Origin of the sequence: Phaeodactylibacter sp. (assembly GCF_040219495.1) — a bacterium.
Taxonomy (GTDB): Bacteria; Bacteroidota; Bacteroidia; order Chitinophagales; family Saprospiraceae; genus Phaeodactylibacter.
In genome coordinates, this window is record NZ_JAVJSK010000037.1 from 1 (window position 1) to 13,813 (window position 13,813).

Genomic DNA, 13,813 nt, shown 5'->3' on the forward strand with positions numbered 1-13,813 from the left:
TATGAACCCCGCAGAAATGCGGGGCAAGCTCTGACTTCCTCACTAAATTTTCATTTAGCCCGCTAAACTCAAATTTAGTGACTTTGCCAGAACCATAAATCCTTGATTTTCATGACGAAACCGCTCCAAACATGCTCTAAGGTGATCATTTCCAGCAGTAATAAAAAAAAATGCACACCTCAAATGGCCGAAAAATAGGATGGGTCAGTGCTGCGGCCATCGTCGTAGCCAACATGATCGGGACAGGTGTGTTCACCAGTTTGGGTTTGCAGGTCGGTAAGATCGGGAGCATCTGGTCCATTCTTTTGCTTTGGGTGTTGGGTGGCTTTATCGCGTTGATGGGGGCGTTTAGTTATGCCGAGCTGGGTACCCGGCTGCCGAAGTCAGGAGGAGAGTATAACTTCCTTTACCATATCTACCATCCATTTATGGGCTATCTGGCAGGGTGGGTTTCCCTCACGGTGGGCTTTGCGGCCTCTGTAGCTCTCGCCGCTATGGCTATGGGCAAATATGCTCAGGACTTCCTTCCTGTAAGCCCTAATGTATTAGCTGTTGGCGTGATTGTGCTGATTTCTCTGGCCCACTCCTTCAGTATCCGGCAAAGCAGTAATTTTCAGAATGGAGCGACCGCTGTTAAACTGCTGCTTATGCTGTTTTTTATCGTGGCTTGTTTTGTGATCCCCGCCCCGGAGGGGACAGCGCTCAAAAGTGCAACTTTTGAATTGGAAATTGGGACTTCTGCTTTTATGATCGGATTGGTCTATGTGACGTACTCCTTCTCCGGGTGGAATGCAGCCGCATACATTGTGGAAGAAATCCGGACGCCCTCGGTCAATCTTCCGAAAGCACTGATCCTGGGGACCCTGACCGTAAGCCTCCTCTATGTACTGTTGCAGGCGGGTTTTTTATACCAAGCCTCTGTTCAGCAGCTGAATAACGAAATTGAGGTAGGGAAAATAGTTGCTCATATTCTTTTTGGCCCCACGGGAGGGCGGCTGATGTCGTTATTTGTGTCTCTGTTCCTGATTTCCAGCATTAGTGCGAGCATCTGGGTGGGCCCCAGGGTGGTTCGGGCCATGGCTGATGACTTTTCGATCTGGCATTTCCTGGCCAAGGATAATGCAAGTGGGGTGCCCGTCCGGGCGGTATGGATGCAGGCCGGTATTAGTCTCTTTATGGTGCTGACAAGCCCGTTCGACCGGGTTTTTCTGTACAGTGGTTTTGTATTGCAGCTCTTTACAACCCTGTCGGTTGCCGGGCTGCTCATCCTGCGCTGGCGTGAAGGGAAAGCCGGGTACAGTAGCCCCGGCTACCCCTGGGTCCAAATCGTTTTTTTGGCGATTAGCATCTGGATTATCGCAGTGTTGATATATGACAAGCCCAGGGAAAGCCTGATGGGGGCTGCGAATCTTTTGGTTGGCGCCATTTCTTACTGGTGGAGCCGGCGCTACAGGTCCTGAGGCTGAGGCTTGCTTACGGCCGGGCAGAGGATCCGGTTCAGAAATTTGGTGGTGATCAAATAGGTTGGCTTCACCCCATCGGCACCCAAACTGCCTGAAGCAAGCGTCTGCCCTGAAATCAAAGGGTTGTCTGATGCATAATAAGCATAGCATAGGGAGACGTTTTCATTGATGCTCTTACGGATTTTAGAGGCGGCCTGAATAGCTTTTTGATAATGCGCCCCTTCCATCTCGAGCCCGGCAGCTTTCCAGGAAGATCTCAAGAAGTAGCGTAGGATATCCCGGTTTTGCAAGGAGGTGCCCATGACGGTGATCATCGGCCCGGTGGATACGCCCAGCCCGCTGTCCCTGAAGTCTTCGGGGCTCATTTTATTTTCGATGGGGTAATTGTCCGCTGTGCCTTCAAAAACGTGAGCATCCGGGATCATAATATCGCCCTTTCCCCCCTCTAGTATGCCAGCCTTGCCCATGATGGAGATCGACCGGACCTCAAGCGGTGTTTTTTCCCTCTCCCTGTATTCGAAAGGTTTCAGGAGTTCATCCATGGTTTCGTAGGCTTGTTCCCCAAATGCGTAATCCATAACCAGGATGACCGGTTTTTCTGCCTGAATGTACGCTTCGTCTTTTTCCAGCGTAGGAGGCAAAGTGGTCAGGTCGAGCTTAGTGGTGTCAATGATTTGCACCGAAATATTGGTACCGCTGGTATCATCAATTTGTATCATGCCATTTCGGATAGCGTGCTTATAGACGCGTTGGCGCATTTCTTCATTGATGGGGTCACTTAGCGATCGGGCCAGGTCTTCAATTTCATTTTCGGTGCCTAAGGTGGCCGGTGCATAGAGCGTATTCATTACGCTATGCAGATTGGCACTGATGATATGGATGGGGCGCTCCAGCAGATTGCGTTCGAGTAGTGCCGATTTTATATTGCGGGCCCAGAGGTCGCCGTAGTAATGGTGGCCGATTTTTTCCCGTAGTGCTGACGAAAAGCTGATTTCCCGGTCTTTTTCGTCCACGGCCTCTTCGGTAGCGAGTTTGCCAAGCCAGTAAGTGATTTGAAAAACGCTATTCACATCAGAGGCTTTACCAAAGCGCTGGCAGGCTTCCACTGTTTCCTCGTAGGTGCGACCGAGCAGTGTGCTCAGGTAGGTATAGGCAATTTCTTTATTATATGCTTCGCCTTTCTCTTCGAGATCGACTATTTGTTCCAGCATTTCCCACTCCCGGCGTTTGCGCTGTTTATGGTCTTCGCTGTTGCGCCTGATTTTTTCTGCCTCGATGTACATGAAGGTGAGATGGGTGAGGATATCATAAATATCACTCCGCCCTCTCGTCATTTCTATATACATCTGTTCCTGATCAATCCGGTAGCTGTTGCGCCGGCGCTTACTGGGAATGATGGGCTCGAAGTGGCTGTCTTCAAAGCCTTCCCGGGAAATGAGCTTGATATAGCGGCATTCCTCAATGCCTCTGGGCAATCGTTGGAAAATGTACAGCAGCCCGTCCAACTCTACCCGTTCGGGGTCATTGATGGAGCCGTAAATCTCCGGGCGCAACTGGGTGAGGGCTTCAATAATCGCTTCTCCGGAAACGCCGAGGGGCTTGTAGTTCCCGCGGATGAAGAGGTGGCGCATAGCAATATAAAGACGCTGTATGGCGGCGCGGGATTCCTGTGCTCTGGAACGTTGACTAGGTTTTAGTGGCATAATCTGGGTTTTGAAGGAAAGCAACAGTGCGAGTTTTGAATTGGTTCAGTACAATTTATCAGACTTGATGCGTCGGAGATCATTACAGGGTTAAAATAGCTCATTTTTCCCACTGCACTGACCCGACGCATCAAGTCTATTCTTTGATGATGCGCATGCTCACTCTCCGGGCTTCGTTTTCGCTGCCGGGCTCAGGGTTGACTAAGTAGATGCCATAATTGATGCGGGCTTTGCTGACCCCCCATGACAAGAGGTAGTGATAAGCCTGTTCTGTTCTGGCTTCCGCAACGGACAAGCCTTCTGCCCCCCCGGCTACGCCTTGTAACAATAGCAGTTGCTGCGGTTGGGCCACCAACTGACTGGCGACTTCTCGCAGGTGTTGCTGCTGGCGCTGATCGAGCTGGGTAGCGCCGGTGGCGTAATACAAACTTTCAATGGGGTAGGATTCGGGCGGGCTGAGGGTGGGGCAGCCGAAGTGTGCCCGGGTACCTGCAATCTTAGGGCATTGGTCATGTTCGTCAGTAATACCATCCCGGTCAATATCTTCCGGTGGGCAACCGGCCCGTGAAGCCGGCCCGGCTCTGTCGGGGCATTTATCTTCTTCATCCGGGATACCATCGGCATCCGTATCGGTATTGGGGCAACCGGCTTGTTGAGGAGGCCCCGGGCGGTAGGGGCACTGATCAATAAAGTCTGGCACGCCATCGGCATCGCTGTCGGGGCAACCGTCCAGGTATCCAGCCTGATCGGGGCAGGCATCATCGGGGTCAGCTATACCGTCGTTATCGGTGTCCGGGCATCCCCCAAACTGCGAGGTCCCAAACTGATCCGGGCAACGGTCTACATCATCCCGCAATCCATCGCCATCACGATCTGCTTTCCCCCAGGTATAGGCCATAGAAAGGGACGTGCTCATAAACCAGTCGTTGAATTCCGGGTTGGCGGACTGACTGACGCCATCAAGGTAATCGGAGAAACTCGCGCGCAGGTTGACTTCGGCACCCAGCCGCCAGTGGTCATTGAGGGTATAGTGTAACCCAAATACGCCCGGGACGACCCATTGCGGGCTGCCTTTGTCCGCCAGGATGTCCGCTTCTTCTCCTGGTATTGGGCCTTCTTTTGGCGTCCTTCGAAAATCTACATTCGGCTCAAAAAAGAGCAGCCCGGCTCCGAGCCCGAGGTAGGGTGACCACCTGTAGGTTTGTTTTTCGCTTTGGAGGAAGTGCCATTCCAGCAGCGCGCTTCCTTCCGAAAACAGCGTACGAAAAGCGAAGCCCTTACTCCCGGAGGGCTTGTCCAGGTCATCACCTACCAGATCACCACTTACCCCCTGTATTCTAAGGGCAAAGTTTGGCTTGAACTGGTAGTGGATATGACCACCAACGACAATACCCATCTTGTTGAAATCTCCAAACCTGGAGCCGGACAAGTCTCCCTGTAGCACAGTTGTGCCGGCAACTGCTGCAGCCGACCAACGTTGTTGCCCCAATGCGAAATGCGCCATCAGGAGTAATGCGCCCAGAAAAACAGATTGCTTCATGCTTTGTGGTAGTTTGGGTATTGGGACAGAGGGAAGATAAGGGGAATATCAATAAGGGGAAAGTAAGCGTATAAAAAAAGCTGGCCCTTAACGGGCCAGCTCATCAAATGTCTAAGTTTCCAGGTTTAAACAGTCTATTCTTAAAATTTTTTGGAACACAAAAGGGTAAAACGGTGGGATAGGTTCCAAAAAAGTATCAGGTTTCAAAAGCACTCTCCGGATTGAACCGGAGAGCATTTAAACAAGAAGCGTGTAAAACTAATTTAGTTTGTTTTGGGATTCTCAAAAAAAGGAGCTGGCTTCCCAGCTCCCCTTATTATGAGAATCGGATAGTCTCTCAAAGCTCTCTTCTTATAGGTTCAATCGCACGTTTGCGACGAATTCATATCTTATCGTGTGGCTTTTACCTGCATGGTCTGCGTACCGGCATCGGTAATAATTTTCAGGACGTAAAGCCCTTCTGGTAAAAAGCGGGCATTCAACTGCCCTGCCCGTGCATTCGGTGCATGACTGGTAATCAGCCGTCCCGTTTGGTCAAAGAGCTCCATTTGCTCAATAATACCAGGATGATTACGCTCCAATTGTGCATGCAGTATACCTGTATTAACCGGGTTTGGGAATACAGTTAACGCTCCAGCCGGTAATGCTTGCCCATCTGTACTTACAGGCTTGCCTACCAGATTAAGGGTGATACCCTGACCAGACACAAATCCGGGGCGTTTGAAGTCCGCATCCAAAATTACAGGGACATCGATATTGATATCATGCAAACCAAATACAACTTCTTCAACCACTATGGTAAACTCTGCAATAGCTCCATTGCCCACTACATAGTCGCCCGGGCTACTCATATAAAGTGCTAGGTCAGAAAAGCCCAGGTTTTCATGGTGGTGGATGAAAAACTCTACCCCGTCCTGCGCTTCCATAAACCAGTCATTGCCGTCTACGTCGAAACTGATATTGAACAGGAGTTCTCCATTTGGTCCTTCAGCGATAAGCTCCGTGCCATAGCTGAGTTGAAAACCCAGATAGCCTAACTCAATAGGCTGCATTTCTTGCGTAGCCAGACTAAAAGGAATGGCTGTCTCTTCTCCAGCCACTATGTCAATTGATGCATTTTCACCCAATACCAGTTGACTGCCGATTGGGCCGTCACCCATTTGGAAGGGATCGGGAAGCACAGGACCAGCTACAGCTTGATAATAGTTTTGCTCGATAACGAGCCGGTCGGCATAATCGACCTTTCCATCACCATTGCAATCGGCATAAGCAAAACTGCGGTCTGTTGCAGGAAAAACACCTGTCCAATCGGTCAAGTCTACAGACTGAGGTTGAAAGTCTGTATTTGCATTTTGCCTCGAGGCACCTTCTGCGCCCCGGGCGTACGCCCAAAACAAAACATCCTGATGATCAACCAAGCCATTACCAGAAACATCGCCCGGCCAGAGTTCCTGACCTTGCAGAGGCATAAGCGCTATCATTGAGCACAAAACGCCAAAGACCGTTCTGATATGCTTTTTTGGAAACTTCAAGAGATGTTGTTTTTTCTTTACGCTTACAAATATAGAGCAGGAAAAATCGGTTGGCAAGTACATTTTTTGCTATTTTTCAGCCAATAACCAGCTGTGAATGATTAATTAGTTTTTGGGTAAATGTCTAAGTTGTTGTAATACAGTTGTTTGTTTGTTTAGTATTTAATTATTTCTTAATATGTAAGAGTAGGTTTTTTTGAAGGGTGGTTTTAGGTGAAGGAGGGATGAATCAAAAATAATAAAAGATTACAGTTGTGCGCACCAGTAAATTAGGTCAATTGCTGTTAACATTCAATAATTCCGACTGGAAAAGGTTTATCGAATTTATCGATTCGCCCTATTTCAACAGGAATGATGAAGTGATAGCACTCGGGTATTTTTTGTTTAACCTTTATCCTGACTTTGAGATGAGCAAGGAAGAGGTCTTTCAGCGGTGTTACCCGGAGCAGCCTTTCGATGGGCAGCGTATGGGCTATCTGATGAATTACCTGCTGAAACTGGCCGAACAGTTCCTGGCTGTTGAGCGGTTTTGCAAAGATGAATTTCAGAGTTCCCGTTTCACTCTGCTTGAGCTATCAGAAAAAAAACTGCAAAAGCATTACGAGTTTTTAAAACGTAAGGTGGGTAAAGCACTGGATGAAAAGATGTATTCTTCCAAACTTGCCATGCAGCGGTTTCAGTTTGCTGAAATTGAAATGATCCACTTTTCGAATCAGAAGGTCCGGCGCTTCGACCCGAGTATGCAGCAAGTGTACGATGAACTCAACAATTATTACTATCTCCAAATCCTGAAGTATGCTTGCGCCCTGTTGAGCTGGGAACTGGTCGTAAAAGGCAACTTTAAAGTATCTGCGATTACGGATAGTATGGCTAATGCGCTGATCGAAGATCCGCCCTCCTTGCCCATCATCCGAATATTTCTGAGTATTTACAAGACCATTAGGACGCATGGCGCCGACGGAGAGAATTACTTTGATGACCTGTTGGGCTTTATCGATAAGTATGAGCCCAAGATCCATAAAGATGAAATACCTGAGATCTATACCTACGCCATCAACTTTGGCGTGAGAAAGATTCGTAGCGGAAGGGATGAATACACGCTGAAGGTGCTCGACTTGTACCGTAGGGCTATTGACAAGCGCTACTTGTTCAACGGGGGGTACTTATCACATTGGACGTACACTAATGTGGTAAAGTTAGCCTTGCTCCAAAACCGGTATGAGTGGACAGAGGCATTCATTCATGACTACAAGGAGTATTTGGCCCCTAAATTCTACGAAGACGCTTTTCACTTTAACCTCGCTGATCTGTATTTCTCCAGAACGCGCTACAATGAAGTGCTCGATCAGCTGCAGCACCTGTCATTCTCGGATCCTTACTACAACCTGGGGTCCCGTATGATTTTGATCAAAACGTTTTACGAGCTTGATCAGATGGAGTCTGTTCTGTCTTATCTGGCTTCTTTTACGAAGTTCCTGCAGCGGAATAAGGGGCTTTCGAATACTTACCAGCAAACCTGCCTCAACTTTTGCAAACTGCTGCACCAAATCCTCAAGGTCAATTCGGAGCAGAAAAAGGATAAACTGATCCGGGAGGTGGAGCAGACCAAACCGCTGGCAGAGCGCAATTGGCTGCTTTCTACCCTGAAAGCACAGAAAATCAACCCGGTGTCTAAATATTAGTGTAGGCGTATTGTACCTTTTCAAGGCGTAGCTTGAGTTGCTGCAGGGATTCGCGCACTTCCTGCAGGTTGCGGGTCACGACTTCGCTATGCTCCTTAGGCACAAACAGGTTGCTATTCAGGTGGTTGAGCTCGTCCGGAGCCTGAGACTGTATTTTTTCTTCCTGCTGCGTAATGTAGGCCATTAACCGCTGATGGCGTTCATCCCAGTGCTTTTGCACAATAGGGTGGGGCTTCTTGGTGATGACCTCTGTACGTTCCGCCTTGCGGGTGCGCAGGGGGTAGGCATAGCGCTCAGAGTTGTAGAAGACCTCAAGGGTGTACTCCTTACTGCTTTTTTGAGCTTGCAGCCGGTTGACGAGGTTGTAAGCCTTGTCGTAGAAGTTGGTCACTTGCGGGCTGTCCAGCTCCAGTTGGTTGAATTGCTTGATGCTGAGTAGTACACCATCAAACTTATCGTCTTCCTTGACCAGTTCAAAGTATTCGTCCTTGATGGGCTGCAGTTGCTCCTCCGTGACGGTATGCCGCACCCGGATTTCACGGTCTACATCCTCTTCGAAGTCTTGCGTCTCCCGCTTGATCATCTGCAGGTTGACGGCCATAGTGTAGCCATGCCTGCGGATGGATTCCGTCACGATTTCCTTGATTTTATCCAGATGCCCGGGCTGGCTCCACAGGCAATGCACCATCAGAAAGCAGTCCATAAGGTCTGCTTTTTGGCGGCCATTGAGAAAAGCAGAAGTGCGGAGTAGCCGAACGATTTTCTTCCATCGCCGGTCGTGTACATCAATGAGCCGGTCTGCACCTGCGGACCGGGCGTTGTGCTCTTCAATCTTAATTTTTACTACCTGAATGGTATTGAGCACTTCTGCCGGTACTTCTATGGCATTAATTTCTTTGCTCCACACATCAAGCTCCGCTACCGTGATTTTTGCCTCATCCGGTACATCATCCTCATACACGTTTTTCGTGTCGGTGATCATATTCAGGAAGTTCTTAAACTGCCGGATGTTGCCCATCTCAAGCCTGATCAGGAAGCGGTCCCAGATAGGGTCAAGGCTGCTGTTTTTAGAGGGCAGTTCGTTGGAGGCTGTGATAATGCCGCGGATGTCTACTTTATAATCCACACCACCATTACGGTATATCTTCTCGTTGAGGATGGTGAGTAATGCATTTTGTATAGCAGGCCCTGCTTTCCAGATTTCATCCAGAAAGACAATATTAGCGCTGGGCAGGTACTGCGCTGTCTGCCGCTCGTAGCGGTCTTCTTCTTTCAGCTTTTTTATGGAAACCGGCCCGAAGATCTCGTCCGGCGTACTGAACTTGCTCATCAGGTACTCAAAGCTCGTACCGTCGAGGAAAGCATGCTTCAGCCGGCGGGCGATAAGGCTTTTCCCAACACCCGGGGGGCCCAGCAGAAAGATACTTTCACCGGCAACTGCACTAAGCAGGGCCAGTTTGACAGATTGCTCTCGTTCGTACAAGCCTTTGCAAAGCCCTTCAAGGAGCCGTTCGGTTTTTTGTCGCACGGAAGTGCTGGGAAGCGTGGTTGGCATATGTGGTGTAGGTATTTTGGGGTTAGTGCCTCACCCCGTCCTCTTCAATGTAGTTCTTTCGGATGTGCTCATCTACAGTAGCTTCCCGGATATTGAGGACCACACCGGAGAAGTGAAGGGTACGCCCCGCCATCTCGTGGTTGAAGTCCACTTTGACTTGTTCTGCTGTCCAGGAAAGGATTTTGCCATTATGAGCGTCACCCTGGTCATCGGAAAGGGTCACGTAATTGCCGGCAATGAGCACGTTGTCGCCAAGCCCCTCGAATGCAGATCGGGGGACATTAATAATATTACCCTCTTCTACCGGACCGTAGGCTTCATCTGGTGAAAGGGTGAACTCAAAGCTTTCGCCTTCTTCCAACCCGCGGAGGTGCTCCTCAAATGCAGGGAGCAGCTTGCCGCTGCCAAAGTAAAACTTGAAAGGCCAGTTCGGGTCCATCTGCTCGAGCAACGGGCCTTTGGCATCCCGTTCCCTCAGGTCATAGGCTATGGTAACAATATGCTGATCTTCTACTATCATAAGTGCCGTTTCCAAATTGTACTCTATAGTTTTTTAATGTAGGTTTTGTATAGGCCCTGGGTTAGGGTTTTTGCCAGATCAAGACCTGTCCCGCCAAGTAGCGGGAGCGCGCCCGGAACCTCGATTAACGCCGCAGGGCGCAAAAAGAAAAAGTCAAAAATCACTTATTGTGCCCAAGGGGAGTATAACAAACTCTTCTATAAACTGGAAAGCCTGATAAATGTTTTGGAAGCTGGTAGAACACGCTCTTAGTTCATAGAGTAGTGGCGAAGGAAGTCGCTGAGCCGGTGGAATTTGGCTAGAGTGGGCTCCGGCGCGTAGAGTTTGCCTTCCAAGGCGCTTACATAAGCCTTTGCCACTTCTTCAAAATCAGGGCTCTGTACCAGTTTCGACAGTACAATCCCGCGGAAACAGCGATTGATCTGGTTGTGGACCAGAGCAAGAGGAGCCATTGGGTCATGATTAAAAAGGAGGTCGAGTGCCTGTATATGGCTGTACTGATTGATAAAGGGCAGGCCGCTCTCTTCAAGCTGAGCGCCAAAAAGCTGAGCGGCAGCTTCCCGGTCCTTCTCGTCCCTGAGGCTTAGCCGTTGGAAGCGCTGGCCGTAGAGGCGGGCTATTGGCGTGACGAGGGTCATGCTATCGGGTTGAAACCCCGGTAACCCATTCGTGAAAGGGAATGACAGGTTCTCAACCGCATCAAGGCGCAGCCCGATGTGAGCCTCCATGATGCTGCCTTCTGCCGCCGGGCTGGAGGATAAAATTAAGCAGCTAAATCCATGCTCTGTGCTCCGCCTGAATTGGTGCAGACGGGGCAGCCAGTCAAAGCCATGCTGTTTGAGCTGGCTGGCAAGCGCATCAACCACGCCTTGCTCGTGTATGGAAGTGGAATTCTCCATTCAAATAGAATAAGTTTTGATCATAAAAGTGGCGGCTTTTTATGGTGGGCATTATCAGAACGCCCTTTATTCTAAATAGTTTTGAGTAGTCGGCTACTTCGGCCTCGGCACGGCCCTGCTTGCGCATAGCTTCGGCTTTAGCTTCAATGCCGATGGCTTCGGCCTGGACTTTGCGCTCCAACACGCTCTTAGACTATGTTTGGAGCTTGATACTATTGCAAACCAAGGACTTATGAACCCCGCAGGAATGCGGGGCAGGCTCTGGCGTCATCTTTTTTAGCTTATTTGGCCCGCCAAACGCGCCAAAAAAGATTTAGCCAGAACCACAATTCCTTGATTTTCATGACGAATCCGCTCCAAACATAGCCTTAAACAAACTTTAACTCCGGGTGCCTTGTTAGGCGGTCAATAAACGGCGTAATTTGTCCGTTAAAGAACAAACCACAAGACACGCATACATGAAGAAATTCCTCTTTTCCATTGCATTTTTGGCCTTGATCATCCCTGCTTTTGCTCAGGATAATACTGTAACCAGCGCTGAAGACTCTGACCCACGCGCTAAAGCCATTCTGGACGAAATCCGGAAGCGCTTTGAAAGTTACGAATCACTAGGCGCAGATTTTACGCTGGAAATTACTTTCCCGGAGGAGCCCATGGAATCGCAGAAGGGTGAAATTGCCAAGCAGGGCGACCAATTCCGTATGAGCATGGCTAGTCAAACCGTCATTTCTGATGGTGAAACCCTTTGGATGATCTTCGACCACAATAAGGAAGTTCAGATCAACACGATGCCAGACGAAGCAGAAATGGGCGGGATGGTCCTCTCTCCGGAGTCGCTGCTCAATTTTTATGATCACGGTGATTTTGCGTACTTCATCACCGGGGAAGCCCGTGAAGCGGGGCAGGCTGTTCAGCAAATTGAATTCAAACCGCTCGATCGCAACGCAGAGTACACCAAGCTGCGCATGAATGTCAACAAAGCTACTAAGGACGTGGTCAGTGTGACTGCCTTCGGGCGGGATGGCTCGCGCTACAAGCTAAGATTGGATAGCCTCACGCCCAACAAGCGTTTCCCGGCCGGCCAATTTGCATTCAACAAAGCAGACTATCCAGGTTACTACATCGAAGACTTGAGGGAATAACCATTTTTGATGGTCTTGATTCGAAAGGGTACAGTAAGCACTGTGCCCTTTCTGATTTGTGCTACCTTTGCAGTAAACTCTGATACCTATGGGATTCAAAGCATTGCTCCTTAAGCCATTTGCGAATAAGATTGCCCGTGATATCGACCGGTGGTCAGCGGATGCGGTCGGCGCGCAGCGCAAGGTGTTTCAACAGTTACTCGCCAAAGGGCAGCATACCCGTTTTGGCCGCGACCACAAGCTGATATCGGATATGCCCTATGAAGCTTTCCGGGAGCAGGTGCCCGTACGCGATTACGAAGCTCTCAAACCCTATGTGGAACGTATCAAACAGGGCGAGAAAGACGTGCTCTGGCCGGGGCTGCCCCGGTACTTCGCCAAAACCTCCGGTACCACTTCCGGTGTTAAGTACATCCCCCTGACCAAAGACAGTATGCCTAACCACTTCGGGTCCGCCCGGAATGCCTTGTTCAATTACTACGCCCGCACGGGCAATGGGCGGTTCCTGGACGGGAAAATGATTTTCCTTTCCGGCAGCCCGGAATTGGAGGAGGTGGGCGGTATTGCTACCGGCCGCCTTTCCGGCATCGTCAATCACGAAGTGCCCGGCTGGCTGCGTACCAATCAGCTGCCCAGCTATCAGACCAACTGCATTGAGGAGTGGGAGGAAAAACTGGAGCGTGTCATTGACGAGACGCTCAACGCGGATATGCGCCTGATCAGCGGTATCCCGCCTTGGGTACAGATGTACTACGAGCGCCTGCTGGAACGTACCGGTAAGAAAACGGTCAAAGCGGTTTTTCCCAATTATTCCATGTTTGTCTACGGCGGGGTCAACTTTGAGCCGTACCGGGCTGCATTGGAGAATCTGGTAGGAGAACGGCTGGACAGCGTAGAAACCTACCCGGCTTCTGAGGGTTTTATTGCTTTCCAGGATACCCAAACGGAGCCCGGGCTGTTGCTCAATGCTTACTCGGGTATATTCTTCGAGTTCATCCCTCTGGATGAAATCCACAACGACCACCCACGCCGCTTGTGGCTGAATGAAGTGGAAATCGGGGTCAACTACGTCCTGATTATCAACAATAATGCAGGTTTATGGGGGTACAATATCGGAGACACCGTACAGTTTGTGTCCAAAGACCCTTACCGTTTGGTCGTTTCCGGGCGGGTGAAGCACTTCATTTCGGCTTTTGGGGAGCACGTGATCGGCAAGGAAGTGGAAGAAGCGATGAATGCCGCTGCTGCCCGGCATAGTGTTCGGGTCGTCGAGTACACGGTAGCCCCGCAGGTGAGCCCACCGGAAGGGGGCACTCCCTATCACGAATGGTTTGTGGAGTTCCAGGAGCCGCCTCAGGATTTACAGCAGTTTGCAGCAGACCTCGACCGGGAGATGGTACAGCAGAATATTTATTATCAGGACTTAATTGGCGGGAATATTCTTCAGCCCCTCAAAGTACAGGTGATGCAGCGCGATGCTTTCCGCAGCTACATGAAAACACAAGGCAAACTGGGCGGGCAGAACAAGGTGCCGCGCCTGAGCAATGACCGTAAAGTAGCTGACTTGCTCAAAGATTTACGGCAGTAGCTGTTCTCGTTTGGGGGTGCCTTCAGAGCATGTTTGGAGCGGTTTCGTCATGAAAATCAAGGATTTATGGTTCTGGCAAAGTCACTAAATTTGAGTTTAGCGGGCTAAATGAAAATTTAGTGAGGAAGTCAGAGCTTGCCCCGCATTTCTGCGGGGTTCATAAAGCGTTGATTTGCAATAGTAACGAGC

10 protein-coding genes are annotated in these 13,813 nt (G+C 49.9%); 4 read left to right on the forward strand and 6 right to left on the reverse strand.

The genetic code is table 11. The features are described from left to right. Positions 1-170 precede the first annotated feature (170 nt). The gene (locus RIC19_RS05230; RefSeq protein ID WP_350177239.1) at positions 171-1,460 is read left to right on the forward strand and encodes an APC family permease; all 1,290 of its coding nucleotides are present in this window, start codon (positions 171-173) and stop codon (positions 1,458-1,460) included. Here RIC19_RS05230 and RIC19_RS05235 read toward each other — a convergent pair. The 3 genes from RIC19_RS05235 to RIC19_RS05245 form a co-directional block, all read right to left on the reverse strand. Then, positions 1,448-3,166, reverse strand: coding sequence for a DUF6909 family protein (locus RIC19_RS05235; protein WP_350177240.1), 1,719 nt, complete (start codon positions 3,164-3,166; stop codon positions 1,448-1,450). The two genes, RIC19_RS05230 and RIC19_RS05235, sit on opposite strands and share 13 nt — an antisense overlap. Before the next feature lie 136 nt (positions 3,167-3,302). Then, positions 3,303-4,706, reverse strand: coding sequence for a DUF6089 family protein (locus tag RIC19_RS05240; protein ID WP_350177241.1), 1,404 nt, complete (start codon positions 4,704-4,706; stop codon positions 3,303-3,305). A 389-nt stretch (positions 4,707-5,095) separates the two neighbouring features. Beyond that, the gene (locus tag RIC19_RS05245) at positions 5,096-6,238 is read right to left on the reverse strand and encodes a T9SS type A sorting domain-containing protein (RefSeq protein WP_350177242.1); all 1,143 of its coding nucleotides are present in this window, start codon (positions 6,236-6,238) and stop codon (positions 5,096-5,098) included. 254 nt (positions 6,239-6,492) lie between these two features. Here RIC19_RS05245 and RIC19_RS05250 point away from each other — a divergent pair, with 254 nt between their 5' ends. Then, entirely contained in the window at positions 6,493-7,920 is a 1,428-nt protein-coding gene (locus RIC19_RS05250; protein WP_350177243.1) for a hypothetical protein, read from the forward strand. Here RIC19_RS05250 and RIC19_RS05255 read toward each other — a convergent pair. The 3 genes from RIC19_RS05255 to RIC19_RS05265 form a co-directional block, all read right to left on the reverse strand. After that, the gene (locus RIC19_RS05255; protein ID WP_350177244.1) at positions 7,910-9,475 is read right to left on the reverse strand and encodes an AAA family ATPase; all 1,566 of its coding nucleotides are present in this window, start codon (positions 9,473-9,475) and stop codon (positions 7,910-7,912) included. The two genes, RIC19_RS05250 and RIC19_RS05255, sit on opposite strands and share 11 nt — an antisense overlap. Positions 9,476-9,497: 22 nt before the next feature. After that, on the reverse strand, positions 9,498-9,995 hold the full coding sequence (locus RIC19_RS05260; protein ID WP_350177245.1) for an FKBP-type peptidyl-prolyl cis-trans isomerase: 498 nt from the start codon (positions 9,993-9,995) through the stop codon (positions 9,498-9,500). 248 nt (positions 9,996-10,243) lie between these two features. Further along, positions 10,244-10,894 carry a hypothetical protein gene (locus tag RIC19_RS05265; protein ID WP_350177246.1) on the reverse strand — a complete coding sequence of 217 codons (651 nt, stop codon included), beginning with the start codon at positions 10,892-10,894 and terminating at the stop codon, positions 10,244-10,246. A 458-nt stretch (positions 10,895-11,352) separates the two neighbouring features. Here RIC19_RS05265 and lolA1 point away from each other — a divergent pair, with 458 nt between their 5' ends. After that, positions 11,353-12,036 (forward strand): outer membrane lipoprotein periplasmic chaperone LolA1, encoded by a 684-nt coding sequence (gene lolA1, locus RIC19_RS05270; protein ID WP_350177247.1) that lies wholly within the window; start codon positions 11,353-11,355, stop codon positions 12,034-12,036. An 88-nt stretch (positions 12,037-12,124) separates the two neighbouring features. Next, positions 12,125-13,624 carry a GH3 auxin-responsive promoter family protein gene (locus tag RIC19_RS05275; protein ID WP_350177248.1) on the forward strand — a complete coding sequence of 500 codons (1,500 nt, stop codon included), beginning with the start codon at positions 12,125-12,127 and terminating at the stop codon, positions 13,622-13,624. Positions 13,625-13,813: the final 189 nt, after the last annotated feature.